We start from the raw sequence: 24,432 nt of genomic DNA, 5'->3' as shown, positions 1-24,432 counted from the left end.
CGTGAGTGAGGTGATAAAATGGGAAGGGAAGAGTATAAGACCAACGTGCTTGACAGGCTTTCTGATGCGCTGGTTGAGGCACTCGGATCATTCTTCAGCCTATTCAGGAAGGACTGGAAAAAGAAGAACCGCTCAAAGATGGAAGAATGGAAGCTCATGCTCTACGCACTGAACCGCTCTCCGCCCGGCCTTATAGGCCTCCTCCTCGTCCTGATGTTCGTATTCCTCGGCCTCTTCGGCCCGAGTCTCGCCACGTGGAGCTACAGGTTCTTCCCGACCAACTACAACTTTGACACATACCTCGCCCCACCTGGATCGACCTACACCCTGAACGTTACTGAGATCCAGGGCGACAACGTCATCCAGTACATAACTACCATCCACTACCCCCTCGGTGCGGACCACTACGGAAGGGACCTCCTCAGCCTCATCCTCTACGGCGCCAGGGTCTCTTTCGTGATCTCGATAATAGTCATCGCCCTTGGAGTGCCCCTTGGAATCATCCTTGGTCTCGTAGCGGGCTACTATGGCGGAAAGGTTGACGAGCTTGTCATGCGCATAACCGACGTCTTCCTGGCTTTTCCAGCGCTTATCCTGGCCATAGCTTTCTCCGCCGTCCTTCCGCAGAGGCTTCAGAACTTCATCTCGGCTCACGAGTCGATACAGAGGTTCGTGCTGTGGCTCTTTGCCCTTGAACAGCAGGACGCGGGGAACCTCGGAAAACTGCTCGCTGTCATACTGGCAATGATCATCGTCTGGTGGCCGGCCTACGCGAGGATCACCAGGGGTTCGACGCTGACTGAGAGGGAGAGCCTGTACGTCGAGGCGGCAAGGGCAATAGGCCTCAGCTCAAGGACGATAATGTTCAGACACATCCTGCCCAACATCATAGGGCCGATACTGGTTTACATAACCCTTGACTTCGGCGGTGTTATCCTCATGGAGGCCGGCCTGAGCTTCCTCGGCCTCGGTGCAACGCCGCCGATAGCGGACTGGGGTAGGATAGTCTACGACGGCTCCCAGTACTTCCCGGAGAAGTGGTGGCTGGTCACGTTCTCGGGCTTCATGATTATGCTTGTGGCCCTCGGCTGGAACCTCCTCGGAGACACCATGAGAGACATCCTCGACCCGAAGACGAGGAGGAGCATAGAGTTCAAGGTCAAGAAGGCCAAGAAGGAGGGTGAGAGCAATGCCTGAGCCGATCCTTGAGGTTAGGGACCTTACCGTCCACTTTTACACCTACGCCGGTATAGTCAAGGCCATTGAGAGGGTCTCATTCGATGTCTACCGCGGTGAAACCTTTGCCCTCGTCGGAGAGACCGGCTGCGGTAAGAGCGTTACCTCCAGGGCGCTCACTCAGCTCATAGAGAGCCCGGGAAGGATCGTTGAGGGAAGCGTAATCTACCACCGTGATGACGGCTCCACCGTCGACCTGCTCAAGCTTGACCCTGAGGAGATAAGGAAGATTCGCGGCAAAGAAATCGCCTACATCTTCCAGGACCCGCACGCGTCCCTCGACCCGCTCTACACCGTTGGCTACCAGATAGCCGAGGCCATGGTCGTTCATGAGACCGTTAAGGACTGGAAAGAGGGCTTTAGGAAGGCTGTAGATATACTCAGGCGCGTCCTCATCCCGGATCCGGAGAACAGGGTGAAGAACTACCCGCATGAGATGAGCGGGGGAATGAAGCAGCGTGTTGTCATTGGAATAGGCGTTTCAAACAACCCGAAGATACTCATAGCCGACGAGCCAACAACGGCCCTCGACGTCACCGTTCAGGCTCAGATACTCGATCTCATAAACAAGCTCAAGAGGGAATACAACACCACTGTGATCCTCATCACACACAACATGGGTGTCGTCGCTGAGATGGCCGACCGCGTTGCCGTCATGTACGCGGGTAAAATCGTTGAGATCGGCTCCGTCGAGCAGATATTCGAGAACCCGCTCCACCCGTACACCCAGGGACTCCTCAGGGCGGTTCCAAATCCGCTCGGAAAAATAGACAGGCTCGAGACAATTCCTGGAACCGTTCCGAACCTCATCGAGCCCCCCAGCGGCTGCCGCTTCCACCCGAGGTGCCCGAGGGTTATGGGCGCCTGCAAGGAGAAGGTTCCCGAGCTGAAGGAGATAGAACCCGGCCACTTCGTGGCCTGCCACCTGTACTGAGGTGATAGCATGAGCGAGCCGATACTCGAGGTTAAGAACCTCAAAAAGTACTTCCCCATCAGGGGTTTAATAAGGACGGAGGGCTACGTCAAGGCCGTTGACGACATAAGCTTCACGATAAACCGTGGGGAGACCTTCGGCCTCGTGGGTGAGAGCGGCTGCGGAAAGACGACGACAGGAAGGACGATACTCCGTCTAATAGAGCCAACCGCAGGCCAGATCATCTTTCAGGGCAAGGACGTCACGCAGCTCAAAGGGGAAGAGATGAAGTGGTTCCGCAGGAAGGCCCAGATAATGTTCCAGGACCCCTACTCCTCCCTTAACCCACGCCAGACCGTCTTTGAGATAATCATGGAGCCCGTCCGCTTCCACAAGATACCCGTGGACGACCCAGAGGAGTTCGTGATAAAGCTCCTCGAGAGCGTTGGCCTCAATGAGATGCACCTCTACCGTTATCCGCATGAGTTCTCCGGCGGCCAGAGACAGCGCATAGCCCTCGCGAGGCTCCTCGCTCTCAAGCCAGAGTTCATTGTCCTCGACGAGCCCACCTCGGCGCTCGACGTTTCGGTGCAGGCCAACATCCTCAACACCCTCAAGGATCTCCAGAAGGAGTTCGGGTTCACCTACCTCTTCATCAGCCACGACCTCGGAGTCGTCAAGTACATGAGCCACAGGATGGGCGTGATGTACCTTGGAAAACTCGTCGAGGTCGGCCCGGCGGAGGAGATATTCGAGAACCCGCTCCACCCGTACACCAAGTTCCTCCTGTCGGCGATACCTGTTCCGGACCCGGAGCTCGCCAAGGAGCTCAAAGCCAAGCGCATGAAAGTGGAAGGGGAGCCGCCGAGCCCGATAAACCCGCCCCAGGGATGCCGCTTCCACCCGAGGTGTCCCTTCGCCAAGGCGGGTCTCTGCGACAGGAAGGAGCCGCCCCTCATTGAGGTCGAAAACGGCCACTACGTTGCCTGCTGGCTCTACGGAAAGGAGTGACTTTACCTTTCTTCCCTCTCAGTTTTCAACCTGAGCCACTGAATGGCCATCCCTGCGTTGGAGTCTATTTTGAAAAGCTCCCGGTAAACGGGGTCGCTCACGGTTTCCCCGCTTATTTCAAGCCTCAACACCGCGTAGCCCTTGGGAATGATACGCACTTTCTCCAGCTCGGTCGGTGCCTTTACCCCAAGCACCTTCCTCACTATCGCGAGGGCAAGAAGTGCTTCCCTGCTCTTCTCCGCCAGCTCCTCGTCTCTGTCCACGTGCCTCTGATGGCCGGTGGGTATTCCTATTAACCTCCAGAGGCTCCAGCGCCTCATGTGGTGGGCCCTCTCGTTGAACCTCTCCCCGCTGAGGTCGTAGAGCGCCATGAACAGTGACGTCAGATACCCATCCACTGAACCTGCATCGAGAAGGGTTCCCGGCGGCTTTGCGTTTACCCTTTCGAGTGCATCCGTCCTCCGTATGAGCGTGGCCCTTCGCTCCGGCTTTTCAACCCTGAGAGAGAAGTACGCGTCGACTCCGTATTCTCCGGTTCCGGTTTTAAAGACGATGTAGGGAATTCTCAGCTCCATGCCCCTCCCCTGGAATAGTGAGTGGGATAAGCATATAAAACCGCCGCCCCCAATTGGGTGGGATGTGAGGGGCATGAAGGTCGATGAACTTCCTGTCGACGAGCGCATAAAGAAAATCATCCGCGAGAGGGGCATAGAGGAGCTCTATCCTCCTCAGGCAGAAGCGTTGAAGAGCGGCGTTTTAGAGGGCAAAAACCTCGTTCTGGCCATCCCCACGGCGAGCGGGAAGACCCTGGTGAGCGAGATAGTCATGATAAACAAGCTCCTCCGCGAGGGGGGCAAAGCCGTCTACCTCGTCCCGCTCAAGGCCCTTGCCGAGGAGAAGTACCGCGAGTTCAAAGAGTGGGAGAGCCTGGGAGTAAGGGTCGCAGCAACGACAGGTGACTATGACTCAACAGACGAGTGGCTTGGAAGGTACGACATCATAGTGGCGACGGCAGAGAAGTTCGACTCCCTTCTGAGGCACTCTCCAGGATGGATTAAGGACGTCAAGCTCATTGTTGCGGATGAGGTTCACCTCATAGGCTCCTACGACAGAGGGGCAACTCTGGAGATGATACTCAGCCACATGCTCGGAAGGGCGCAGATTCTCGCTTTGAGCGCGACGGTAGGAAACGCGGAGGAGCTGGCGGAGTGGCTCGATGCAGCTTTAGTCATGAGCGACTGGCGCCCGGTCGAGCTGAGGAAGGGGGTTTTTCACCTCGGCCAGCTCTTCTGGGAGGACGGTAAAATCGACCGCTACCCTGAGAACTGGGAAAGCTTAGCAATCGACGCCGTGAAGAAGGGCAAACAGGCGCTCGTCTTTGTAAACACGAGGCGTTCCGCGGAAAAGGAGGCCGTTTCGCTCTCATCGAAGGTTTCCAGACTGCTCACCAAGCCGGAGACGAGGCAGCTGGAGGAGCTGACCTCCCAGATAGAGGACAACCCGACAACGGAAAAGCTGAAGAGGGCATTGAGGGGCGGCGTCGCCTTCCACCACGCGGGATTGAGCAGGGCCGAGAGAACGCTGATAGAGGATGCGTTCAGAGATGGTTTGATCAAGGTGATAACGGCGACGCCGACGTTGGCGGTTGGAGTCAATACCCCCGCCTTCCGCGTCATAATCCGCGACACCAAGCGCTACGCCGGCTTCGGCTGGACCGACATTCCAGTCCTCGAAATTCAGCAGATGATGGGAAGGGCAGGAAGGCCAAAGTACGACAGGTATGGCGAAGCGATAATAGTGGCCAGAACCGACGACCCCAAGAATCTTATGGAGCGCTACGTCCACGGGAAGCCTGAGAAGCTTTTCTCGATGCTCGCCAACGAGCAGGCCTTCAGAAGTCAGATTCTCGCTTTAATAACCAACTTCGGCATCTTGAACTTCCGCGAGCTCGTTTCCTTCCTTGAAAGGACGTTCTACGCCCACCAGAGGGGGGACATTGCTTCGCTGGAGTACAAGGCCAAGAACGTCGTCTACTTCCTCATCGAGAACGAGTTCATCGACATGGACGTGGAAGACCGCTTCATGGCCCTGCCCTTCGGCAGGAGAACGTCCCAGCTCTACATCGACCCGGTAACGGCAAAGAAGTTCAGAGACGCTTTTCCAATGTTAGAGAAGAACCCAAATCCCTTTGGAATCTTCCAGCTGATAGCATCGACTCCAGATATGGCGACGCTCACTGCAAGAAAGCGCGAGCTGGAGGATTACCTTGATTTAGCCTACGAGTTCGAGGAGAAGCTCTACACAAACATCCCCTACTACGAGGACTCGCGCTTCCAGGGCTTCCTGAGCCAGGTGAAGACCGCTAAAGTCCTCCTCGACTGGATAAACGAGGTTCCTGAGACAAGGATATACGAGACCTACAACATAGACCCCGGCGACCTCTACAGGATTTTAGAGTTGGCGGACTGGCTTATGTACGCGCTCATCGAGCTCTACCGCCTTTTCGAGCCGAAGGAAGACGTCCTGAACTATCTGAGGGATCTGCACCTACGCCTGAGGCACGGAGTCAGGGAAGAGCTCCTCGAGCTCGTCAGACTGCCCAACATCGGAAGAAAGAGGGCGAGAGCACTTTACAACGCCGGCTTCAGAACCCCGGAGGACATAATGCGCGCGAAGGTCAAGGACCTGCTTGAGGTGGAGGGCATAGGTATTAAGGTCGTGGAAGGCTTGTTCAAGCACTTTGGCGTCGAGATGCCCGGAAAGGTCAAGGACGCTGGAAAGAAGGCTGAGCGCAAAAAGAAGGGAACACTGGACGCGTTCCTTAAGTAGGGACTAACTTTTTAAATCCCCATATTTTATTCGGGCGTGGGCACTATGATCATCATCGTGACTGGAATGCCCGGTTCTGGAAAGAGCAAAATCGTAAAGGAGTTCGAAAGAAGGGGCTTTCCCAGCGTTTCTATGGGCGATATCGTAAGGGAGGAGACCGTAAAGAGGGGTCTCGAGCTGACCAAAGAGAACGTGGCCAAGGTAAGCATTCGCCTGAGACAGGAGCTCGGCCAAAACGCCGTTGCAAAGCTGGCTGTGGAGAAAGTCAGAGCCTTACTAAAAAACAGTGGTGTGGCGGTCATAGACGGCGTCCGATCGCTCGACGAGGTGGGGACTTTCAGAGGGGCCTTTCCTGATGAGCGAATAGTGATTGTAGCGGTTCACACCCCACCAAAACAGCGCTTCGAGAGGCTGAGAGCCAGGGGAAGACATGACGATCCAAAAACCTGGGAAGACTTCGAGGAAAGGGACTGGAAAGAGCTGCGCTTCGGAATTGGTGGTGTTATAGCGATGGCAGACTACATGATCATCAACGACGGCTCACGGGAAGAGTACGAGAAAAAAGTGGGAGAAATCGTCGAACTCATCCTAACATCGAATCCAGGAAGAGCATGACGTAGAAGCCGGCGAAGAAGCCGAGTGTTACGAGGGTCTCGTTCTTTTCTCCCCTGTATATCTCAGGTATCATCTCCTTGACGGTGACGTAGAGCATTGCCCCTCCTGCCATCCCGAGGCCGTACGGCAGGAGCCAGCTGAAGAGCGTGAAGAAGTAGGCTCCAACGAGAACCATCACCATCTCAGCGACACCACTGAGAACGCCCATCAAAATCGGCTGGAGGCGCTTCTTCTGAATGGCCGCCAGCGGTAGGGAAACTACCGTTCCCTCTGGAAAGTCCTGTATGCCAATCGCTATCGTCGTGACGAGGCCGACCTCCAGGTTGTAGACGAGAGACGTGCCAACGGCTAGCCCCTCCGGGAGGTTGTGAATTATGACCGCTATCACCAAAAGCCAGACCTTTCTGAGGCGCTCCGTCATCGACTTCGGCCCCTCGTAGCCCCTGACGAGGTGCTCGTGGGGCAAAAGGCGATCTATTGCATAGATAAGGAGAACACCGAGGGCTATCCCTATTCCAGCCGGAGAGAAAGAACCAGTATCCTCTATCGCGGGGAGGATGAGCGAGGTGAAAGAGGCGACTATCATAACCCCCGCGGCGAAGCTCAGCGAAAAGTCAACGCCATCCTCCGGGAGGCTTTTGGCGAAGATGGCAACCAGAGCGCCGAGAGAGGTCATCATGGCAACGAATAGACCGGCGTAGAAGGCTACCCACATGGTACTGCCGTTTGAGAGGTTGAGTATCCACTCAGCGAGGTTCGTGATGAAGTTCTCTAACACTGTTAGGCCACCCTAATTATGTGGGCGGTTGAGTTTATAAGGTTTCTTCCGACCTTAGTCCGGTGGGAAAGATGGAGCTCTTCGAGGAAGTTGAAGTTGAGGCTTACGTTTACCCGACCGAGGACATCGAGAAGGTAAAGAAGGCCATGCTGAACCTGATTCCAGATTTGGAGTTCGAGGCCTTTGATGAGGGGGACTACATAATCCTAACCGGGAAGACGAGGAGCAGGAAGGCCTTAAGCAGGCTCTACGAGCTTTTCAGAGGGCAGGCCATACTCGACACGGCGAGGAGCTTCCTTGAGGAAGGCTACTTCGGAGAGGAGATAATAATCAAGGTTAACAAGCAGGCCGCCTACGCTGGCGTCGTGAACTTCAACGAGGAGAGCCCACTCGGGCCCATAACCATCATCATCAGAACAAAAAACCCAAAGAAGCTCATGAAGTGGCTCGCCCCGAGGACGAAGGACGGGGTTCCGATAGAATAAGGGAAAGAAGGGCTAGCCCCTCTTCTTCCCCCAGCTTATTTTGGCGGTTAATATCCTCTCCCCTGAGAAGACGCGGGCGGTCAGGTAGAGTGTCACTGCCGCTATGACGGCCAGGTACGCGATGCTATGGCCGAGGGAGGTGTAGTCTCCCCCGAGCACGTAGCGGTAGCTCAGTATGGGGTGGGTGAATGGAACGGCCATCAGGGCGTAGCGGGCGAACGTCGGGAGCTCGGATATGTCCGTGAACATCAGTATGAAAGCTGGGAAGGCGAGGGGCAGTATTACCGAGCTGACGACCGTATTCGCACTCTGCACGTCCTCTGCAAAGACCGCCAGGAGCATCGCAAGGGAAAGGGCGAAGACTATGGTGAGGAACACCACGACCGCAAATAGCACCATCCCGGTCGGGGTCGTCTGAAGGCCCAGGTCCTGGAGAGTGACCCCCGTTTCCACCATGAAGGTCCCCATGTAACTCCTGAGGCCGACCATGTAGGCCAAGGCTGCTATCAGGCCCATCACAGCAGTCCCGCTTATCTTTGAAGCCACTATGGTCGTTCTTTTTACCGGGAGCGTGAGGAGCGTCTCAAGGGTTTTGTTTTCCTTTTCGGCCGCAACAGCTCCTGCAGCCATCTGGGCCGTTATCGTGACCATCAGGAAAATTATCAGGGGCAGGCTGTATGCCTGGGAAGCCAGGACCCCGGAAACGAGCGAAGGGGACACAGGGACTATCCTTCCCTTTATCACGGACATGCTGGTGACCGATATCGGGTGAAGCACCGCCTCAGGATTCTTGACACCCAGGGCCTCTATCTTTATTCTGGCTATCTGCTCCGAGAGCACTCCGACCACGGCGTTTATCCTGCTTTCGCTCACGCTCTCCCTTATCCCAGTCCCTACTGACCGGAAGATGCCGTAGATCTGGAGGGTGGCAATGGTGTTGCCCTCTATGCTCTGGCTGAAGTTGCGCGGTATAACCACCAGGACGTTCTGCCCTTCTTCCGAGGCCTTTTCAAGCGCCTCTTCAATAGACCCGGCCTCCAAAACCGTAACGGACACGTTTGGAGTCACTTCCAATGCCTTTATGAGAACTTCCCCATAATTGCCCTCATCGAGGTTAATAACGGCCACCTGCGTCTCTTCCTGGGCCTGCTGGAGGCCGGTCTGAATCATCTTGCCCATTGCAGGGTAGATTATCAGGGGAACGATCACAAGCCCAAAGAGAAGCTTCTTGTCCCTTATCAGGTTCATTATTTCCTTCCTCGCGAGAACCCAGAAGTCACTCATAGGGCACCACCCCTCTTTTCAAAACCCACCACCCTCATGAAGACTTCCTCCAGGTTTTCGGCGTCGTACTTCTCCTTGAGCTCCCTCGGAGTCCCGCTCTCAACGATGAGGCCTTCGTTGATGAGGGCAACGCGATCGCAGAGGAACTCGACCTCAAGCATGTTGTGGCTCGAAACAAGAAACGTGACGCCCTCCTCCCTGGAAAAGTGCTTTATAGTTTTTCTTATCTCGTAGGCGTTGACTATGTCAAGGCCGCTTGCCGGCTCATCCAGAATGGCCAGCTTCGGCCTCACCATGAGCGCCCTCGCGAGGAGAAGCTTTCTCGTCATTCCCTTCGAGTAGGTTGCGACCTTGTCCCTCAGCCTCTCCCCGAGCCCGCTCAGTTCGATCCCGAGTTTTAGCATATCCTCCGCCTTCTCCTCGTCCTTGGCGTAGAGCCTGGCCATGAAGCTCAGATACTCAAGCCCTGTGAGGTTTTTGTACGCCCCAGCCTCTTCCGGCAGGTAGCTTATCAGCTTCCTGACCTCCTCGGCATCTTCCACGACATCGTATCCGGAGACCTCCGCCTTTCCTCCTGTGGGCCTTAGTAGTGTTGCGAGAATCTTCAGCGTCGTGCTCTTTCCGGCCCCGTTCGGCCCAATTAACCCGAAGATTTCGCCCTCGTTGATGGAGAAACTTATCCCCTTGAGGGCCTTCACCTTTCCGTAGTCTTTCTCAAGGTTCTGGACTTCAACCATCGGCATCTCTCATACCCCCGACCTTGTAAAGGACCAATCCAAAGGTGGCGAGCATAACTCCAAAAAGGAGAACCGCGCGAAGACCGGAGTATCCTCCGATAAATGCTACTCCAAGACCACTTGCAACGCTTATCCGGCCGTTTTTAGCGTGGCTGTTTTTGAAGTCGTGCTTTAGAGCGAGGAGCACCGATCCGACCATCACCAAACCGAACTCAAGGGCCAGGAAAAAGGGGTTGATGCCACTGGTTACTTTTCCCCCGGGAACAGTTATGCAAGCTATTCTGTCCACAGGCGGGCGAAGAAACGCGAGCACGATGCCGCCAGTGTAGAGAAGTGCCCCGGGAATCCGCTCATCGGCATTCATCGTTCTCACCTTCATAGATGAATATGTCTTCTATTCTAACATTGAAAAACCTTGCCATCTTAAAGGCCAGCCTGAGGGAAGGGTCATAGCGCCCCTTCTCTATCGCTATTATCGTCTGCCTTGTAACACCCAGTGCTTTTGCAAGCTCCTCCTGAGTGAGGCCCCTCTCTTCTCTCAGCTCGCGGAGACGGTTCTTCATGGCGACACCTCACATCTTCCTTGCATAATAAGCTCCAAAGTTCTCAAAGCTGTCAATTTGTCTAGCTCCAATGCTCTTTCGTCGGGAGGAATGCCTATGTCCTTTAGGATAGTCTTTGCAATGAATATACCCAAAAGGAGGCCACATACTAGGAACAATGCTGAGATAATTAGAATCTCGTTCATTCACATCACCCGGGAGTAGTAATACCTCAAGGAGGCATGACCAAAAATTGCGACTACATAAATTAGTGCAAGAATTTTGGATGCGTCAAGAGTTTCGAATTTCTCTGAGGCAAGGAGGCCCACAAGCAGCATCATCTGGACGATTATGAGAATCTTCTCGGAGGCAATTTGGTTTATTCTCCTTCCACGCTCATCCTTCATTTGGCCTGTTTCCTTCATAAAGCGCCAAAACATAAACCAGTAGATTCCTGTAACAGCTGCTATAAACAGGAAAAGAAGTCCACTCCCCATCTAAATCACCCTCTCGTAGTGAGCCTTTGCAAAGATTGGAAGCAGTGCATAGACAAACATAAACAGGCCACTCACGATGGAGGCGCTTTTCCAGAAGGGATTGCTCTGGGAGATTATGCTCGTCGAGACGAAGGTGAGCGCTATCGTGAAGCCAAGGACGCGCATCGTCAGTGCGTAGCTCTTCTCCTCTATCAGTCGAAGCCTCTCGTCAGTGATCATCTCCCCAATACTCTCGAGATATCTCTGGTATGCCGTCGCGACTATAGCACCAAGGAGCAGGCTGGAGACGCCAAGGAGCACACTCCCGGCGTTTGAAGCGAAAATGAAGAGGCCTATAAGGGCCACGAACATTATCCCCCACCCGAACCAGTACTTTGCTTTCATTCACATCACCCTCGAATAGTGGCGTTTTAATGAAACCTTCAGGGCTGAGATTAAAACCATCAAGCCAAGGGAGAGATAATAGGCACTCCTTAACCCCGGATCCCTCTCGGAAAATATGGAGAGCCCAACCACGAGGAAAGCTATGACGAGTATCAAGACCTGCAGCGTCCTCTTTGAGGCCATTTCCTCTATACGGAGAGTCCTCTCATCACTCAGAACCTCCCCACGTCCCCTGAGCCACTCCGAATAAAGGAGCATTACACCTATCGCCCCGGCCAGAACTCCGAAGGCAAGTGGTGCATTCCCCATCCAGAGGGCCACGGCCAGCAGTGAGGCAGTCGTGGCCGGAATCACGTATCCAATGAGTTTCCACCTTTCCACAGCTACCACCATGTAAGGTTTCCTTTACGTAAAGCTTCCTTTACATCCTTATAAACTTTGCTCCTCAAAGTTTTTAAAGCGGGGGTGACAACTCAAAACCGCGCGGGGGTAGCCGAGCCTGGTCAAAGGCGCGGGATTTAGGGTCCCGTCCCGTAGGGGTTCCGGGGTTCAAATCCCCGCCCCCGCACCATTCTAACAAACTTCGCCTGCGCGACGTTGAAGCGAAGCTCCAACGCACGGGACGACAGTCCCGTTGAGTTTGATCAAGGTTGGTGGTTCTTTTTGACAGCGCTAACCGCAAGGGGATTCCTTTTTACGAGCTGTTTTAGATTTGAATTCCCTAATTATAGCCCTTTCTCAGGGAGTTCTCCTCCCTTGACGCCCTTTGGGCGTCGGTTATGATTGAACTCGTAATTAAAAAGCAGGTTAATATGTGGAATTCAAGATTCACTCCAGCTCTTTTCACTGGAATTCTTCTCAAATTGCCGGTTTGAGAGGAACCACGAACTTTTGGTGAAGCTTTTTCCAAAAGCTTCAGCGCTGGCGGAAGATGAGGTGCTTCTTCTAAAGATTCAAATTCTGAAAGGGTTTTTACTCGCTTGCTCCCTTGGTGAGTGTTTCACTCCCTAAAGCGCGCCCTTAGGGCGCTGATTAAAGTTGAAACTGCTTAAAGAGTGTGGTTTAATGTTAAACCCCTTAAAACTTGCTCTTGGACAGGGCACGACTGGTCTTTTGCTCTTTTCTTCAGAAGGGCACTCTTTGATCAAACTTTACTCTGCAAAGTTTGTTTGCCGAGCAAAAGTTTCATCAAAGTTCGTAGCTCTTTCTAGGAAGTCAAATTCTTAGTGGTTTTCCTCTTGAATAGCTGTTTTGGATGAGGAGACTTTTTTGAATTGCTTCACGAGAGGGGTTTTAACTTTAAAATCGACGCCCGCAGGGCGTCAAAGGAAATAAACCCTTGCCAATGGCTCACTTGAATGTTCCCTCATTTTGGGAGTGAACTGTGAGAGGATAAAACCTACAGCACGCCTTCTCAAAGAGGAGCTACGAACTTTTGGTGAAGCTTTTTCAAAAAGCTTCAGCGCTGCTTTCACTGTCGTTCAAGCGTCCTTACGGATGGCGGAAAGATTGCGTGCTTTTTCTGAGAATGCTGATTTCCATGGGGGTTGTTCATCAATTACTAGCTCTTAAGGGCTTGCTTTCTTCACAGCGTCCTTTGAATGCCAGAATAAAGCGCAAACCTGCCTGAAAGGCCACCTTTAGGATTAAACCCCTTTCCAGTGAGTTACGAAAAGAGTGCACGCTCGGTTTTCGGTGTTCTTACGAGAAAGGAACCCTTTGATCAAACTTTGTGTTGCAAAGTTTGCTTGGTCAAGCTTTTTCTAAAAGATTCCTCCCAACCTGCCGGGGGCATACTTCCCCCACAATCCAGATAATCAGCCGCCCATCTTCAGCTCCGTTCTGACGTCTTCGTCCATGAGGGCTACCAGTATGAGCGCCGAGAGGAGGGTCAGTGTGAACGCGGGCAGAGAGAGCCCCACCATGATCCAGAGGAGCCCGAAGAGCATGTCCAGAAGCGCTATATACGGGGAGATGTCCACGATTGTCTCGTGCCCTCTGTAAATGCTGGCCGCAAAGATGAGGTGGATGGTTCCGATAACCCCGTATCCGGCGATGTCCGAGAGGTCACCGCCGAGTAGCCCGATGCCGTAGAAGAAGAGGGAGAGTAGTAAGAAAAAGGAAACAATGGCGGGTTTAGGCCGCATCTCCAAGCTCCTCCACGGGGAGCTTCATCCTCGACGACGCCAGCAGGAGAACTATGCCGAGCAGGGCCATGCCAAGGTATATGGTTACTCCCGTGGAGACACCGTGGACGAGGACGAACATGACGTTCGGAGCGACTGCGTTGGCTGAGTTCGAGATTAAACCAAGGGCAAAGCTTGCCTCTGGGTAAATTTCCTTTGGATAGGCCGCTGGAGCCGTCGTCCAGAATGCCGGGCCAGTTCCCTGTACTATTCCGGTTATCGCGAGGCCGAGGAGGGCAAGGGTGTAGTCGTTGGCCGATATGCCCTTCCAGAGGATGAAGAGACCCAGGAATGTGAGGGCGTAGGAGGTCGTCATGACGCTGACTATCGCCTTGAAGAGGCCCCTGTTGCTGGTGTTCTTGAGGGAGAGGCGGTAGCCGAGGTAGCCCATGATTATCGACCAGACACCCATCGAGACCTCGAGGGTCATGACGAGGTTGGCGAGCTGAGCGTCGCTGAAGTCCACGTTGTGGAGTGTGAAGGAGCCAAGGGTAAATACTATCCAGAGGGCCGGGAAGAACGTGAAGCCGAAGACCCACGTGAAGGGCATCTTCCAGACGTTGGCCCCCTTAGCAGAGTGCTTCTCCTTGGGTATCTCGAAGTCCTCAACGAAGAACCACCAGAGGGCGAGCATTATGAACATGACGATCGCCGAGAGGAGGAAAGCAACTTCAACGGCCTTCCAGCCTGCGTAAGAGTGGGAAGCCCACTTGGCAAGGTTTATACCGTAGATCCCGCCCCAGAAAATTCCGGAGAGGACTATACCCTTGGCAAAGGGCCTCTCGGCCAGGAAGAGTCTTGCAATCTGGTTGCTGAAGACCGCGACTAGCGCGACTATGAAGCCCTGGAAGAACCTCAGGGCGACGATTCCCCACCAGTTGGGCATGAAGGGAATCAGGAACTGCGGTATAGCTGCGAAGCTGACTATTAAAGCTACGCTCCTCTTAAAGGAGCCTTTGAAAAGGCTCGTCCCGCCGAGGAGGAATGCCACGAAGAGACCGACGACGTAGGCGGTCTGCTGGTAGCTCATCATGGCCTCCGTTATGCCGTAGTGCGCTATAACAACGTCCTTGAACTTTTCGAGCATGTGCATGGTTCCAAAACCAGAGGCGACAACAAGGGTGTTCATTATAACCGTCAGCCATTTCCTGTCCATTTAACCCCCTCCTGTCTAAATCTTTCCAAGCAGCATCAGGACTCCGAAGAGTATGAAGAGGACCCCCGCCCCCTTGTGGACCAGATCAATGGGGAGGACGTCCCCAAGCTTGTCTCCAAGGATGGCCCCTAACAGGTTAACCGCCGCGAGGCCGAGAACAGCCCCGGTAAAGGCAGTCTTCCAGCCGTACTTTGAGGCAAAGGCTATGGTCGCGAGCTGGGTCTTGTCCCCGAGCTCTGCCAAGAAAATGGCAAAAAAGATGGCGAGGATGCCGTCCATCGTGTTTCCACCTTTAGAGCTTTGAAAGGGCCTCGTTCATCCTCTCCATGGCCTCGATGAGCTTCTCCTTCTCGGTCGCGTAGCTTATCCTGACCCAGCCCTCTCCCTGCTTTCCAAAGGCCGTTCCCGGGATTACAACGACCCCTGCATTTTCGAGGAGCCAGTTGGCGAAATCTTCACTCGTCATGTCAAGTTCGGGGTCAATCTTGGCCCAGATGTAGAATGCACCCTTGGGCTTGAAGGGCGTTATGTGCGGCATCTTGTGGAGGTGGTGCAGGACGAGCTTTCTCCTCTCCGCATACGTCTGGCGCATGGTTTCGAGGGCGTCCCAGCTGCGCTTGTCCCTGAGGGCGGTGATTCCGGCTATCTGGATAAATGAGGTGACGTTTCCGATGACGTAGGCATGGAGCTTTATCATGTCCTTAATAACCTGCGTTGGGGCTATGGTGAAGCCGAGACGCCAGCCGGTCATTGCGAAGGTCTTTGAGAAGGAGTTCGCCAGAATCGTGTTGTCCGGGGCGTACTTTATCATCGGGTAGTGCTTGGCCCCCTCGTAGAGGAAGTGCTCGTAGGGCTCGTCGCTCAGGATGTAGAGGTTGTAGTCCTCCGCTATGTCGGCTATCGCCTTCACGGTCTTCTTCTTGAGGACGGCTCCGGTGGGGTTGTTTGGATAGTTTATGACGAGCATTCTGGTCCTCTTGGTTATCGCCTCGACCAGCTCGTCCGGGTCGATCTGGAACTCGTTCTCCTCGCGGAGGGGGATCCTGATTATGCCTGCCTCGGCTATCTTCGCGTCCTCAACGTAGCAGACGAACGCTGGATCGGGGATGATAACATCATCGTCCTGCTCGAGAAGGGTCTGGAAAGCCAGATAAGTTGCCTCGTAAGCGCCGGCAGTGACGATTATGTCATTGGGAGAGACGTCAACCTTGTAGTGGGTCTTGTAGTATTCTGCTATAGCTTCGCGGAACTCGGGAATGCCCGCGTTGGGCGTGTAGTGGGTGTAGCCCTCATCTATCGCCCTCTTGGCGGCCTCCTTTATCACCTCGGGGGTGTCAAAATCTGGCTCGCCAATTCCGAGGGAGATAACGTCATCCATCTTTTTTGCCTTTTCGAAGAGCTCCCTTATCTTCGAGCGCTGGATGAGGTTTATCCTGCCTGCGAGGAAGTATTTGCGTTTTTTATATTTCATGAGGGCATCACCTCAAGCAATCCGAGAATGATAGGGGGATTTTATAAATCTATCCACCATAAAGGGCATAAATGGGCATTAAGGGCCTACAAAACTTCGACCAAGGCCGCTTTTTCAAAAAAAGTTTTCAGCTTATCCCTTTCGCAGCCGGTCAGCGGCAGTTCCTCAAACCCGAGTTCCTGAAGGAGCGCTTCCGCTTTCCCGCGATCTCCGAAGACCACCAGGTAGTTCTCTCCGTTCCTGATCCCCCTTTCGGCTATCGCGTCCTTGATCTGGAGGGTTCCAGCCAGCCTGAGAAGTAATTCGCCCCCGAGAGTTCTCGCATGGTTGGTCCCTCTCTCAAACGAGCGGAGGGCTAAAATCGCCGCAAAGGCCACTTCCTCCCAGCATTCTGCTCGAACTATCTGGAAATCTCCCTTTATCCTTGGTATAATTGTTTCGGCGTTTTTTATAGATACCTTTGCAATGTGGAGATTTGGGGTTATCTCTTCCATCCGGCCACCCTGGAAAGGGTGGAATTTCTGGCGTTAAAACTCTTTCTGAGCCGTTCGGCCGGCCAAATTTTTATATTTTTTGTGAATTCAAAATTTTTCAAAAAATTTTTGGAAATCATAATATGTTAATAATATTAAGCGAGCGCAAAGTATTTAACTAATTAAATCACTATCTATTCCAGCGGCTTGCTGAACTGGGTGGTGCAGGAATGGCCAAGATGCGTATCATCAGTGTACAGCTCCCCCAGGGGCTTATTAACGCCATGGATCAGCTCGTTAGGAAGGGTGTTTACCCCAACAGGAGCGAGATAATCAGGGAAGCAATACGCGAGCTTTTGAAGAAGGAGCTCTACCAGCTCGAGACCGAGGAGCGTTCCACTCCCGATTACGTACTGAAATAAGCCGCTTGAATCAGCCGCTTTAATCACAATCATGACCTGATAGACTGAGGGGGTTGGGGCAGATGGTGTTTAAACTGCTCGAACAGGCGGGAATCAAACTCGACCTAGACGACGATGCTAAGACCAAGAACTTTGAAGGGTTTTCGGACGAGAACCTCGAGGATTTGATAAGGATCGTTATAGTTGGCGTTGGTGGTTCTGGAAACAACACCATAACCAGGCTCTTTGAGCTTGGCGTTCAGGGTGCCGAGCTTATAGCCATGAACACCGATGCTCAGCACCTTGCCAGGACGAAGGCGCACAAGAAGCTCCTCCTTGGAAAGGAGATAACCCAGGGTAAGGGTTCAGGTGGAAACCCTGAAGTGGGTTACCGCGCCGCCGAGGCGAGCGCCCACGAGATCGCTGAGACAATAGGTGACGCCGATCTTGTTTTCATCACCGCTGGTATGGGCAACGGCACCGGTACGGGCGCCGCGCCGGTTGTGGCGAAGGTGATAAAGGAGCGCGCCAGGCACAACGGCCGCTTTAGGGAGCCGCTCGTCGTTAGCGTCGTGACCTACCCGTTCAAGAACGAGGGTAAGGTAAGGATTGAGAAGGCCAAGGCGGGCATAAAGGCCCTCATGTACTACTCGGACACCGTCATAATAATTGAGAACGACAAGCTCCTCAAGCTCGTTCCAAAGCTTCCGATAAACGCCGCCTTCCGCTTCGCCGACGAGATAATAGCCAGGATGGTTAAGGGCATAACTGAGACCATAAAGCTCCCGTCGATGGTCAACATCGACTTCGCAGACGTTTACAGCGTCATGCACAACGGTGGGGCTGCACTCATCGGAATCGGTGAGAGCGATTCCAGCAACAGGGCCGTCGATGCCGTCAAGAACGCCCTTGAGAACAAGATGCTTGAAGTCGAGTATGGTAGTGGTGATAAAGCCCTCGTTCACTTCACCGTCGGACCGGACGTCAGCATTGGAGAGATAAACGATGCCATGAACATCGTCTACGAGAAGCTCGGTGAGAAGAGCGAGATCAAGTGGGGAGCGAGGATCGACGAGGACATGGGTAAGGTCGTCCGCGCTATGGTCATCATGACCGGCGTCAAGAGCCCGCACATCCTCGGCGGGGAGCACGCCCTCCAGGTCGGCTCGTCAATAAAGGACAACATAATAACGGCCGAGCCTGTGAGGCCCTTCAAGTCAGCGAACGACGATTACGACAGGATATTCAACACGATATCCGGTAGGTCAGAGAAGAAGGGCAAGGAGCTCCCGCCCTACGCTAAGAGAGTTCTGGACGACTTCCTGGACATAGCCTGACCCTTTCGTTTATCATTTAGTTAGGTGATTCTATGGCAGTGGTCATTAGCGTGGCCAATCAGAAGGGTGGCGTCGGGAAGACCACCCTGACAATGAACCTCGCCTACGCGCTCGCGGATATGGGCAGGAAGGTTCTCTTGGTGGACATAGACCCGCAGTTCAACCTGACCTTTGGGCTCGTAGGCATGGACGTCCTCCAGTACGGCGACAGGAACGTCGGAACGCTCATGACGAGGGACAGCGACATAGAGGAGACGATAGTTAAGGTGCGCGAGAACATCGACCTCATACCGAGCCACCTAAACCTCTCCGCCAAGGAAATCGAGATAATCAACACCTACAACCGCGAGAGAAGGCTTGAGAAGGCCCTCACCCCAATCCTGCCGGACTACGACTACGTTTTCATAGACAACCCGCCCAGCATGGGCATCTTCCTGGTCAACTCTCTGACCGCTTCCGACTACGTCCTCATTCCACTCGAACTCAGCTACTTCGGCGTCATCGGAATGCAGCTCATGTTCAACCTCATGCGCATGATCCGCGAGGAGACCAACGAGAACCTCAAGCTCCTCGGACTGGTCCCCAACAAGTTCACCCGCCAGACAAAGGTTCCGAAGATGCGTCTCAAGGAGCTGAAGGAGACCTACCCGGACGCGCCGATACTGACGACGATTCCGAAGGCGATAGCCCTTGAGAAGGCCCAGAGTCAGGGCGTTAGCATATTCGAGTTCGAGGGTGACGGCAGGGCCGCCAAGGCCTTTGCAAAGCTCGCGAGAGAGGTGGTCGAAATTGTCGAAGGATAAAATTCCCAAGCTTTTTGAAGGTTCCGTTAATGAGCTCACGAAGCCCTCAAAGCCCAAGAAGGAAGAAAAAGCTCTCAAATCGAAGGATCTGAAGAAGGAGAAGATGCAGAAGACCCTCTACATAAGCAGGGACATGAACAAGAAGCTCATTGAGCTATATGCGGATGAAGGCAGGAGACAGAGCGCTATAGTTGAGGACGCCGTCAACCTCTACTACTACCTGAAGCTTGCACTCGGCGAGAAGAAGTTCAATGAGCTCCTGAGTGCCGTCAAACGGGAAGACCCCGACTTCCTGAGGGATTACATGGAGAAGTTCAAGCTCTGACGCTGATGGTGGTCAAATCAGACCTTCAAATCCGAGATTAAATAAGCGCTCAAATAACGCCCCAACCCCCGATTATTGGGCATTTGCCCTCCAATAAGCCGGAGTAATAAGGGCTGCAATCAGGCTTTCAAATCACTCGCAGTACGTCTCGACTATCCTCTGTATTATCTTGCTCGTCTTGGCCCTGTCGCTCCTGTAGAGGTACGGTATGCGTATCACCTCTGCGTTTATCCCGTGCTTTCTCAGGTCTTCCTTGAGCCTCTCGCAGTTGAAGGACTGATCCGGCCCGACCGCGATTATGTCCGGATCGATCCTCTTCACGAGTTCGTAGTCTATCGCCCCGGGACTGCCGATGTAGACCTCGTCCACCATCTTGAGGGCCTTCAGCAGCTCGGCCCTGTCCTCCGCGGTGTTCACGGGCTCTCTGCGCTTCCTCTTTCTGACGGTCTCGTCGTGGGCGACTATCACCACCAGCTCGTCTCCCAGAGCCTTCGCCTGGCTCAAAAAGTGGACGTGGCCGACGTGGAGGAGGTCAAAAACACCTCCCGTGAGGACGCGGACCTTTCTCTTCCCCTCGTTTTCATCTCCCATCTCAGCCCACCGTGAGCTCCCATATCTTGTCCTTGGCGTGGTGGATGTTCTTCACTGCCTTGCCCTTGGGCTTCTCCTTCATAGTCTTGCCGTCCATGAGTGCTATTCCTATTGCGAGGGGCCTCCCGTAGTCCTCCTCGACTACAAATACGAAGTCCCCCTCTCTGATGTTCTCGTCGGCGTCGGTTATCCCTGCCGCCATGACGTCGGCGCCCTTGATGATGAATGGGACGGCACCGGCATCGACCACAACCCTCCTCGGCCACTTCCTTAAATCATCCTCGTTGGACAGCTCGTAGAGCGCTATGACCAGCGGGAAGACGAGTTCCTTCCGCCTGATGAAGAAAGGCCTCCCGTTGACGAGGATTACCTCCGTCGTCTTATCGAACTCCGCCAGTTCAACGCGGTCCTTCTTGTTCAGCATCTTCTTGGCTATCTCCTCGCCGAAGATCTCGGTCATCTCGCGGATTATCTCCTTAACTTCTTTCTTGCTGAGGGGGTGCTTGACCTTCAGCTCCATGCTTCCACCTCCTCGAAAATCCTCCTCGCGCTCTCCCTCGGGTTTTCACTCTGGTAGATGGCCCTTCCCACGATGATGTAGTCGGCTCCGGCCTTTAAAACCTCGCTCGCCGTCCCGCCCTGGGCGCCAACGCCGGGGGTTATCACCTTAATCCCTGGCTTGAGCTTCGAGCGGATGTAACTCACGCGCTCCGGCCTCGTTGCCGGCGCAATAACCCCAAACGGCCCAAGCTCGTTGGCCATCTCGATGAGCTTATCCGTTACGGGCTGAATGAACTCCTTCGCCCCGGGATGGCTCATCTCGACGACGATTATCGTCTTCCCGAGTTCCATCACCGCTTTAACGCTGTCCCTCCCGACGAAGCCGTGGGCTATGACGTAGTCCGCCCCTGCCTCAAAAACCTTCTTTGCTATCAGCCTGTTCGTGTTCGGTATATCAGCGAGCTTCAAATCGGCTATGATTGGCAGTCCGGTCACCTGCTTAAGCTCGGTGATTATCTTAAGGCCCGAGCCGATTATCAGTGGCCAGTTGACCTTGATGGCCCAGAGGTAGTCAGCTGTGCACTCCGCTATCTCAAGGGCCCTCTCGCGTTCGTAGACGTCCAAAGCTAGAATAAGCCTGCTCACGCTTTCACCTCACGAGGGAGATTATCTCCTCCGGAATGCACTCCCCTTTCAGGGTCAACGCCACGTGGTAGGCGCTCTTCATGGCGTCCGCTTCCTTCTCCGCCCAGGTCACCACAACCATATCCCCATCTTCCGGCTTGGACCTCTCCTCCAGCTCCTCCGCGATTTCTGGCATGGTCTCCCGCAGGGGCCTGCCGTCCTCCGGGAAGACTATCTCCCCGTTTCTGACCACGAGTATCATAGCTCCCTTCGCGTGGAACCTTATCGCCTCATCGCGGAGCTCTATGCTCTTGAACTCGGGGGGATTTCTAACCACCAGGGCGTACGCTGGATAGCCATCGATTTTGCCGGCAGGCTTTGCTCCTGAGAAGCAGGACTCAATCCTCTCCACGAGTTCCTGTCCGTTTTCGTTGAGCGAGTGACCGCGCTGGGTTGATGATATAGCTCCGAGCTGGGACAGCTTCCTCAGAAGGGTCCTGACGCTCCCCTCGCCGAGTTCAAGAACCTCGGAGACCGTCTTCCTCCCAACCGGTTCTTGGAGCATGAAAAGAACCGCGACCGCATCTTCAAGCGTGAATTCCGGATAGGCTCCCCTCTTCCAGCTCATCGGCTTCCCTCCGGGAAAAGTTGGGAAAAGGGATTAAAAGGTTTGTTGGAAAAGAAGAGTCAGAGCCACCTTGGCTTGAGGCCGGCCCAGGTGCGCATCTTCTCGTGGGCTATGATGCGCGGTATGTTGCCCCTCTCCTTCGGTCCGGGGTTCTTCATGTAGAAGGCGTTGACCTCGTAAACGGTTCCGAACTCCTTCTTGTCAACGGCTATCTTTCCGAGCCTGACGAGGTCGACGAGGAGACCAGCCAGAGCCGGGCTGTCGTTTATCCTACCGGTGATGACAAGCTCATCGTGGGCGCCGTTGAAGCTGACGTACTCGATGTGCATCGCTATAAACTTCTTGTCGCCGAGGGGCTCAAGGAAGCCGGTCGGCTTGATGTAGTGCGGGGCGTCGTAGCCGAGGAGGTCCTTAACGACCGAGCTCTTGGTGAACTCCTTGCTCTTGTTGCGCTCTTTGTCGGTTAGCGCTAGGAAGTCGTTGTTTCCACCTATGTTGAACTGCGCTATATCCAGAACGTACCTGTTCCTCTGGGCGAGGTGGCTGAGAACGTCGGCGGTGAGCGGTGTTGCACCGGTTGCTCCATCGTCACCGAAGATAACGAGGTTGCTCTCCTTGGCGAGCTCGACGAACGCCGGGTCGTTGGCTATGAGGGTCGGGATGGCGTTTACAAAGGCCGCTCCTCCAGCCTCCTTGGCGTACTTGGCAGCCGCGTAGACGTAGACCTGTGTGGCAGTGAGCCTGTCCTTGTTGTTCTCCTCGATTGCCTTCTCAAGCTCCTCCCTGCTCTCGAAGGGGACAAAAGCCTCAGTGGTGCAGACGTTGACGAAGACGTCGGGCTTGAGCTCCTTCCACTCGCTCACGAGGTGGTCAACGGCCTCCTTGAGGGTCATCTCGTCGTCGAGGCCAGTAGCTTCAATCGGGAGGTTTCTGAGGCTTCCAAGGTGGACGCCCTTCCTGACGGTTATCCCCTTGAGGCTCTCCGGAGCCTCCGGGTCGTAGGATCTGACGACCTCGTAGAGGTCCTTTCCAACCTTGCTCGCGTCGACGTCGTAGGAGCCGACTATCTCTATGTCCTTGATTTTAATTGGCAACTCGTCGGCAAGCGGAACACCGTAGGGCTCCATCTTCCCTGCCTTTATCTTCTCAAGTCCGCTCGCAAAAATGCTGGCAACGTAGCCCTGGCCGAGTATGACAACCCTAACCATTTTCCTCCACCTCCTTTGTTGGTGTAGGATATTTTACAGCAGTTAAATAGTTTTCGCTCACGAAACTTTTCTGGAGACGAAATAGAGGGTCAGGGCAACCCTCAGGTTCGTCAGAATTGCAAGTATGGCAAACAGTGCTTTTATTGAAACGGGAATGGGATACAGCAGGAAGAGCATCGTGAGGAAGACCCTTTCATCCCTCTTACCGGGCAGTTTTCTGAGGGAGGGCACTTCAGCGTAGGCGTCCCTGCAGAAGGCCCCCTTGAAGCGCTCAGTCGAGTAGCTGACCATCACCGCGCCGAGGAGAGCGAAGAGGGCGATGAGGTACCATAAAGGCTCACTAAGCGTCGAGTAAGCCAGAAGCGCCAGGAAGGTCCCGTCAACGTAGCGGTCGAGGATTGAGTCTATATAACCGCCCAGTCTGCTCGTCCTCAGCTGGGCCCTTGCTATCTCCCCGTCAACGCCATCTAAGATAGAGCTAAGCTGGTAGAGTATTCCTGCCAGCGGAAGGCTCACCAGGGTTAACAGGGCAGAGAAGATTCCGAGGGCAAATGTAAAAGCAGTCATCTGATTCGGCGTGACTTTATCCACGAGCAGAGCACTGATCTCGGTGGATATTTTTCTGTTCAGATGTCTGCTGACGAATCCATCCCCGGTTCCTTTCACCGCGGTCTTCACAAGCATTTTTCTGGCCTGTTTTATGTCTTCCGGCGTGTCAACATCAGTCCAGCCGAGGCCGTCAACGAAAGTTACCGGAAGCGTCGCCCGTTCCACGACCTCGCTGAGGGAATAATCACCGTTCCTCTCGCGCTCCAGCTCTTCGGTAACCTCAAAGATGCCCTCATCAAGGACGAAGAAGCCCGTATCCACTGCGTCCCACTCTTTGAGGCCCTTTCCTATTTTCTCAACGCGGCCGTTTTTCACTTTAACCTTCGTTGCCTCGCCAACGTCAACCCATCCCGGCCTTCTGTCCGCTATGAGACCGTCTCCGCGGATTGCTTTCTCAAGAAAAACCCCGCTGTAGACATGGTCACTCATCACAAGGACAAACTTCCCCGAAACCCTTCCCTTCGCCAGGTGGAGGGAGTGTCCGTTGCCCTTCTCAGGCTCGGGATTGATGATGACCTCCGCTGGAAAACCGTATTTCTCAATGAACTCCCTGTAAAGCGGTGCGTAGCGGTCGTTGGTGACGAGAACGAAGCGTTTGACTCCGACCCTCTGGAGAATGGCCATGGTACGGTACAGAATTTCCCTTCCGGCGACTTTGACGAGTCCCTTTGGCTTCCCGCCCATCCTGGTTCCGAGGCCAGCTGCTAGTATTACTGCCATCTCTGGCATCGGCATCACCTTTTTAATCCCCTGTCACTCAAGGAGCTTAGAAGCGTCCGGACTTAAAATAACTTAAAGTTTTTAAAAA

Annotated in this window: 31 protein-coding genes and 1 tRNA gene; 11 read left to right on the top strand and 21 right to left on the bottom strand. The window is 54.1% G+C overall.

What is annotated here, in order from left to right:
* The first annotated feature begins 18 nt into the window (after positions 1 to 18).
* The 3 genes from A3L08_RS00295 to A3L08_RS00285 are packed head-to-tail and all read left to right on the top strand — an operon-like array spanning position 19 to position 3,160.
* Positions 19 to 1,197 carry an ABC transporter permease gene (locus A3L08_RS00295; protein WP_088853144.1) on the top strand — a complete coding sequence of 393 codons (1,179 nt, stop codon included), beginning with the start codon at positions 19 to 21 and terminating at the stop codon, positions 1,195 to 1,197.
* Positions 1,190 to 2,170, top strand: coding sequence for an ABC transporter ATP-binding protein (locus A3L08_RS00290; RefSeq protein ID WP_088853143.1), 981 nt, complete (start codon positions 1,190 to 1,192; stop codon positions 2,168 to 2,170). The genes A3L08_RS00295 and A3L08_RS00290 overlap by 8 nt, the downstream gene beginning before the upstream one ends.
* A gap of 9 nt (positions 2,171 to 2,179) precedes the next feature.
* Positions 2,180 to 3,160 carry an ABC transporter ATP-binding protein gene (locus A3L08_RS00285; RefSeq protein WP_088853142.1) on the top strand — a complete coding sequence of 327 codons (981 nt, stop codon included), beginning with the start codon at positions 2,180 to 2,182 and terminating at the stop codon, positions 3,158 to 3,160.
* 2 nt (positions 3,161 to 3,162) lie between these two features.
* Here the strand turns inward: A3L08_RS00285 and A3L08_RS00280 are convergent, their stop codons facing one another.
* On the bottom strand, positions 3,163 to 3,735 hold the full coding sequence (locus A3L08_RS00280; RefSeq protein WP_088853141.1) for a hypothetical protein: 573 nt from the start codon (positions 3,733 to 3,735) through the stop codon (positions 3,163 to 3,165).
* Positions 3,736 to 3,808: 73 nt separating this feature from the next.
* Between A3L08_RS00280 and A3L08_RS00275 the strand changes: the two genes are divergently transcribed.
* Together A3L08_RS00275 and A3L08_RS00270 are read left to right on the top strand one after the other, a co-directional pair.
* A complete protein-coding gene (locus A3L08_RS00275) occupies positions 3,809 to 5,989 on the top strand; it encodes an ATP-dependent DNA helicase (RefSeq protein ID WP_088854842.1) in 2,181 nt (726 codons plus the stop codon).
* 45 nt (positions 5,990 to 6,034) lie between these two features.
* Positions 6,035 to 6,604, top strand: coding sequence for a dephospho-CoA kinase (locus A3L08_RS00270; protein ID WP_088853140.1), 570 nt, complete (start codon positions 6,035 to 6,037; stop codon positions 6,602 to 6,604).
* Here A3L08_RS00270 and A3L08_RS00265 read toward each other — a convergent pair.
* Entirely contained in the window at positions 6,573 to 7,382 is an 810-nt protein-coding gene (locus tag A3L08_RS00265; RefSeq protein ID WP_088853139.1) for a ZIP family metal transporter, read from the bottom strand. The genes A3L08_RS00270 and A3L08_RS00265 overlap by 32 nt on opposite strands.
* A gap of 71 nt (positions 7,383 to 7,453) precedes the next feature.
* On the opposite strand from A3L08_RS00265, the gene A3L08_RS00260 reads away from it, so the two are divergent.
* Positions 7,454 to 7,867, top strand: coding sequence for an RNA-binding domain-containing protein (locus A3L08_RS00260; protein WP_088853138.1), 414 nt, complete (start codon positions 7,454 to 7,456; stop codon positions 7,865 to 7,867).
* Positions 7,868 to 7,879: 12 nt separating this feature from the next.
* Here A3L08_RS00260 and A3L08_RS00255 read toward each other — a convergent pair whose 3' ends face one another.
* Genes A3L08_RS00255 through A3L08_RS00220 form a run of 8 tightly spaced genes read right to left on the bottom strand, consistent with a single transcriptional unit; the run spans position 7,880 to position 11,692 of the window.
* Positions 7,880 to 9,151, bottom strand: a complete 1,272-nt coding sequence (locus A3L08_RS00255; RefSeq protein ID WP_088853137.1) for an ABC transporter permease — start codon at positions 9,149 to 9,151, stop codon at positions 7,880 to 7,882.
* Positions 9,148 to 9,894 (bottom strand): ABC transporter ATP-binding protein, encoded by a 747-nt coding sequence (locus tag A3L08_RS00250; RefSeq protein WP_088853136.1) that lies wholly within the window; start codon positions 9,892 to 9,894, stop codon positions 9,148 to 9,150. Before A3L08_RS00250 ends, A3L08_RS00255 begins: the two co-directional genes overlap by 4 nt.
* Complete coding sequence (locus A3L08_RS00245) at positions 9,881 to 10,252, bottom strand: hypothetical protein (RefSeq protein ID WP_088853135.1); 372 nt, start codon at positions 10,250 to 10,252, stop codon at positions 9,881 to 9,883. Before A3L08_RS00245 ends, A3L08_RS00250 begins: the two co-directional genes overlap by 14 nt.
* Entirely contained in the window at positions 10,239 to 10,451 is a 213-nt protein-coding gene (locus A3L08_RS00240) for a helix-turn-helix transcriptional regulator (protein WP_088853134.1), read from the bottom strand. The genes A3L08_RS00245 and A3L08_RS00240 overlap by 14 nt, the downstream gene beginning before the upstream one ends.
* Positions 10,448 to 10,636 (bottom strand): hypothetical protein, encoded by a 189-nt coding sequence (locus A3L08_RS00235; RefSeq protein WP_088853133.1) that lies wholly within the window; start codon positions 10,634 to 10,636, stop codon positions 10,448 to 10,450. Before A3L08_RS00235 ends, A3L08_RS00240 begins: the two co-directional genes overlap by 4 nt.
* Complete coding sequence (locus tag A3L08_RS00230; RefSeq protein WP_088853132.1) at positions 10,637 to 10,927, bottom strand: DUF2178 domain-containing protein; 291 nt, start codon at positions 10,925 to 10,927, stop codon at positions 10,637 to 10,639.
* Positions 10,928 to 11,311, bottom strand: coding sequence for a DUF2178 domain-containing protein (locus A3L08_RS00225; protein WP_088853131.1), 384 nt, complete (start codon positions 11,309 to 11,311; stop codon positions 10,928 to 10,930).
* The gene (locus A3L08_RS00220) at positions 11,312 to 11,692 is read right to left on the bottom strand and encodes a DUF2178 domain-containing protein (protein WP_157721563.1); all 381 of its coding nucleotides are present in this window, start codon (positions 11,690 to 11,692) and stop codon (positions 11,312 to 11,314) included.
* A 102-nt stretch (positions 11,693 to 11,794) separates the two neighbouring features.
* Here A3L08_RS00220 and A3L08_RS00215 point away from each other — a divergent pair.
* Positions 11,795 to 11,882 (top strand) — tRNA-Leu (locus tag A3L08_RS00215).
* A 1,246-nt stretch (positions 11,883 to 13,128) separates the two neighbouring features.
* Here A3L08_RS00215 and A3L08_RS00210 read toward each other — a convergent pair.
* The 5 genes from A3L08_RS00210 to cgi121 all read right to left on the bottom strand — a co-directional run bounded on the left by A3L08_RS00210 (position 13,129) and on the right by cgi121 (position 16,618).
* The gene (locus tag A3L08_RS00210; RefSeq protein ID WP_088853129.1) at positions 13,129 to 13,458 is read right to left on the bottom strand and encodes a hypothetical protein; all 330 of its coding nucleotides are present in this window, start codon (positions 13,456 to 13,458) and stop codon (positions 13,129 to 13,131) included.
* Positions 13,448 to 14,653, bottom strand: a complete 1,206-nt coding sequence (locus A3L08_RS00205) for an MFS transporter (protein ID WP_088853128.1) — start codon at positions 14,651 to 14,653, stop codon at positions 13,448 to 13,450. Before A3L08_RS00205 ends, A3L08_RS00210 begins: the two co-directional genes overlap by 11 nt.
* 15 nt (positions 14,654 to 14,668) lie before the next feature.
* Positions 14,669 to 14,932 (bottom strand): TMEM165/GDT1 family protein, encoded by a 264-nt coding sequence (locus tag A3L08_RS00200; protein ID WP_088853127.1) that lies wholly within the window; start codon positions 14,930 to 14,932, stop codon positions 14,669 to 14,671.
* A 13-nt stretch (positions 14,933 to 14,945) separates the two neighbouring features.
* Positions 14,946 to 16,124: a pyridoxal phosphate-dependent aminotransferase gene (locus tag A3L08_RS00195; RefSeq protein WP_088853126.1), complete on the bottom strand. Its 1,179-nt coding sequence runs from the start codon at positions 16,122 to 16,124 to the stop codon at positions 14,946 to 14,948.
* Between the two features lie 86 nt (positions 16,125 to 16,210).
* Positions 16,211 to 16,618, bottom strand: coding sequence for a KEOPS complex subunit Cgi121 (gene cgi121, locus A3L08_RS00190; RefSeq protein WP_088853125.1), 408 nt, complete (start codon positions 16,616 to 16,618; stop codon positions 16,211 to 16,213).
* Positions 16,619 to 16,827: 209 nt separating this feature from the next.
* Between cgi121 and A3L08_RS00185 the strand changes: the two genes are divergently transcribed.
* From A3L08_RS00185 to A3L08_RS00170, 4 genes are all read left to right on the top strand, one after another.
* The gene (locus A3L08_RS00185) at positions 16,828 to 17,019 is read left to right on the top strand and encodes a ribbon-helix-helix domain-containing protein (RefSeq protein WP_088853124.1); all 192 of its coding nucleotides are present in this window, start codon (positions 16,828 to 16,830) and stop codon (positions 17,017 to 17,019) included.
* Positions 17,020 to 17,081: 62 nt separating this feature from the next.
* Positions 17,082 to 18,335 carry a cell division protein FtsZ gene (ftsZ, locus tag A3L08_RS00180; RefSeq protein WP_088853123.1) on the top strand — a complete coding sequence of 418 codons (1,254 nt, stop codon included), beginning with the start codon at positions 17,082 to 17,084 and terminating at the stop codon, positions 18,333 to 18,335.
* Between the two features lie 32 nt (positions 18,336 to 18,367).
* On the top strand, positions 18,368 to 19,138 hold the full coding sequence (locus A3L08_RS00175) for a ParA family protein (protein WP_088853122.1): 771 nt from the start codon (positions 18,368 to 18,370) through the stop codon (positions 19,136 to 19,138).
* On the top strand, positions 19,125 to 19,463 hold the full coding sequence (locus A3L08_RS00170; protein ID WP_088853121.1) for a CopG family transcriptional regulator: 339 nt from the start codon (positions 19,125 to 19,127) through the stop codon (positions 19,461 to 19,463). The genes A3L08_RS00175 and A3L08_RS00170 overlap by 14 nt, the downstream gene beginning before the upstream one ends.
* 132 nt (positions 19,464 to 19,595) lie before the next feature.
* Here A3L08_RS00170 and A3L08_RS00165 read toward each other — a convergent pair whose 3' ends face one another.
* From A3L08_RS00165 to A3L08_RS00140, 6 genes are read right to left on the bottom strand one after another with little or no spacing between them, the layout of a single operon-like run.
* Positions 19,596 to 20,054 (bottom strand): adenylyltransferase/cytidyltransferase family protein, encoded by a 459-nt coding sequence (locus A3L08_RS00165; protein WP_088853120.1) that lies wholly within the window; start codon positions 20,052 to 20,054, stop codon positions 19,596 to 19,598.
* A 1-nt stretch (position 20,055) separates the two neighbouring features.
* Positions 20,056 to 20,574, bottom strand: coding sequence for an RNA-binding protein (locus A3L08_RS00160; RefSeq protein ID WP_088853119.1), 519 nt, complete (start codon positions 20,572 to 20,574; stop codon positions 20,056 to 20,058).
* Positions 20,565 to 21,200, bottom strand: a complete 636-nt coding sequence (pyrF, locus tag A3L08_RS00155; protein WP_088853118.1) for an orotidine-5'-phosphate decarboxylase — start codon at positions 21,198 to 21,200, stop codon at positions 20,565 to 20,567. Before pyrF ends, A3L08_RS00160 begins: the two co-directional genes overlap by 10 nt.
* 4 nt (positions 21,201 to 21,204) lie before the next feature.
* Positions 21,205 to 21,807 (bottom strand): DUF4443 domain-containing protein, encoded by a 603-nt coding sequence (locus A3L08_RS00150; RefSeq protein WP_088853117.1) that lies wholly within the window; start codon positions 21,805 to 21,807, stop codon positions 21,205 to 21,207.
* Positions 21,808 to 21,866: 59 nt separating this feature from the next.
* Positions 21,867 to 23,015, bottom strand: a complete 1,149-nt coding sequence (locus A3L08_RS00145; RefSeq protein ID WP_088853116.1) for an inositol-3-phosphate synthase — start codon at positions 23,013 to 23,015, stop codon at positions 21,867 to 21,869.
* A 57-nt stretch (positions 23,016 to 23,072) separates the two neighbouring features.
* A complete protein-coding gene (locus A3L08_RS00140) occupies positions 23,073 to 24,359 on the bottom strand; it encodes a bifunctional L-myo-inositol-1-phosphate cytidylyltransferase/CDP-L-myo-inositol myo-inositolphosphotransferase (protein WP_232461736.1) in 1,287 nt (428 codons plus the stop codon).
* Positions 24,360 to 24,432 lie beyond the last annotated feature (73 nt).

The sequence above is a fragment of the Thermococcus pacificus genome (genome assembly GCF_002214485.1).
GTDB lineage: Archaea > Methanobacteriota_B > Thermococci > Thermococcales > Thermococcaceae > Thermococcus > Thermococcus pacificus.
The sequence above is the reverse complement of the archived record's forward strand: the minus strand, read 5'-3'. Positions and strand labels throughout refer to the sequence as shown.

Coding starts and splice junctions, on each gene's coding strand:
- A3L08_RS00295 (WP_088853144.1), top strand. CDS start 19: ATGGGAAGGGAAGAGTATAAGACCAACGTGCTTGACAGGCTTTCTGAT.
- A3L08_RS00160 (WP_088853119.1), bottom strand. CDS start 20,574: ATGGAGCTGAAGGTCAAGCACCCCCTCAGCAAGAAAGAAGTTAAGGAG.
- A3L08_RS00285 (WP_088853142.1), top strand. CDS start 2,180: ATGAGCGAGCCGATACTCGAGGTTAAGAACCTCAAAAAGTACTTCCCC.
- A3L08_RS00205 (WP_088853128.1), bottom strand. CDS start 14,653: ATGGACAGGAAATGGCTGACGGTTATAATGAACACCCTTGTTGTCGCC.
- A3L08_RS00140 (WP_232461736.1), bottom strand. CDS start 24,359: ATGCCGATGCCAGAGATGGCAGTAATACTAGCAGCTGGCCTCGGAACC.
- A3L08_RS00225 (WP_088853131.1), bottom strand. CDS start 11,311: ATGAAAGCAAAGTACTGGTTCGGGTGGGGGATAATGTTCGTGGCCCTT.
- A3L08_RS00245 (WP_088853135.1), bottom strand. CDS start 10,252: ATGAATGCCGATGAGCGGATTCCCGGGGCACTTCTCTACACTGGCGGC.
- A3L08_RS00230 (WP_088853132.1), bottom strand. CDS start 10,927: ATGGGGAGTGGACTTCTTTTCCTGTTTATAGCAGCTGTTACAGGAATC.
- A3L08_RS00250 (WP_088853136.1), bottom strand. CDS start 9,894: ATGCCGATGGTTGAAGTCCAGAACCTTGAGAAAGACTACGGAAAGGTG.
- A3L08_RS00240 (WP_088853134.1), bottom strand. CDS start 10,451: ATGAAGAACCGTCTCCGCGAGCTGAGAGAAGAGAGGGGCCTCACTCAG.
- A3L08_RS00195 (WP_088853126.1), bottom strand. CDS start 16,124: ATGAAATATAAAAAACGCAAATACTTCCTCGCAGGCAGGATAAACCTC.
- A3L08_RS00270 (WP_088853140.1), top strand. CDS start 6,035: ATGATCATCATCGTGACTGGAATGCCCGGTTCTGGAAAGAGCAAAATC.
- ftsZ (WP_088853123.1), top strand. CDS start 17,082: ATGGTGTTTAAACTGCTCGAACAGGCGGGAATCAAACTCGACCTAGAC.
- A3L08_RS00255 (WP_088853137.1), bottom strand. CDS start 9,151: ATGAGTGACTTCTGGGTTCTCGCGAGGAAGGAAATAATGAACCTGATA.
- A3L08_RS00290 (WP_088853143.1), top strand. CDS start 1,190: ATGCCTGAGCCGATCCTTGAGGTTAGGGACCTTACCGTCCACTTTTAC.
- A3L08_RS00280 (WP_088853141.1), bottom strand. CDS start 3,735: ATGGAGCTGAGAATTCCCTACATCGTCTTTAAAACCGGAACCGGAGAA.
- A3L08_RS00165 (WP_088853120.1), bottom strand. CDS start 20,054: ATGGGAGATGAAAACGAGGGGAAGAGAAAGGTCCGCGTCCTCACGGGA.
- A3L08_RS00175 (WP_088853122.1), top strand. CDS start 18,368: ATGGCAGTGGTCATTAGCGTGGCCAATCAGAAGGGTGGCGTCGGGAAG.
- A3L08_RS00150 (WP_088853117.1), bottom strand. CDS start 21,807: ATGAGCTGGAAGAGGGGAGCCTATCCGGAATTCACGCTTGAAGATGCG.
- A3L08_RS00210 (WP_088853129.1), bottom strand. CDS start 13,458: ATGCGGCCTAAACCCGCCATTGTTTCCTTTTTCTTACTACTCTCCCTC.
- A3L08_RS00185 (WP_088853124.1), top strand. CDS start 16,828: ATGGCCAAGATGCGTATCATCAGTGTACAGCTCCCCCAGGGGCTTATT.
- A3L08_RS00260 (WP_088853138.1), top strand. CDS start 7,454: ATGGAGCTCTTCGAGGAAGTTGAAGTTGAGGCTTACGTTTACCCGACC.
- A3L08_RS00235 (WP_088853133.1), bottom strand. CDS start 10,636: ATGAACGAGATTCTAATTATCTCAGCATTGTTCCTAGTATGTGGCCTC.
- A3L08_RS00145 (WP_088853116.1), bottom strand. CDS start 23,015: ATGGTTAGGGTTGTCATACTCGGCCAGGGCTACGTTGCCAGCATTTTT.
- cgi121 (WP_088853125.1), bottom strand. CDS start 16,618: ATGGAAGAGATAACCCCAAATCTCCACATTGCAAAGGTATCTATAAAA.
- A3L08_RS00275 (WP_088854842.1), top strand. CDS start 3,809: ATGAAGGTCGATGAACTTCCTGTCGACGAGCGCATAAAGAAAATCATC.
- A3L08_RS00200 (WP_088853127.1), bottom strand. CDS start 14,932: ATGGACGGCATCCTCGCCATCTTTTTTGCCATTTTCTTGGCAGAGCTC.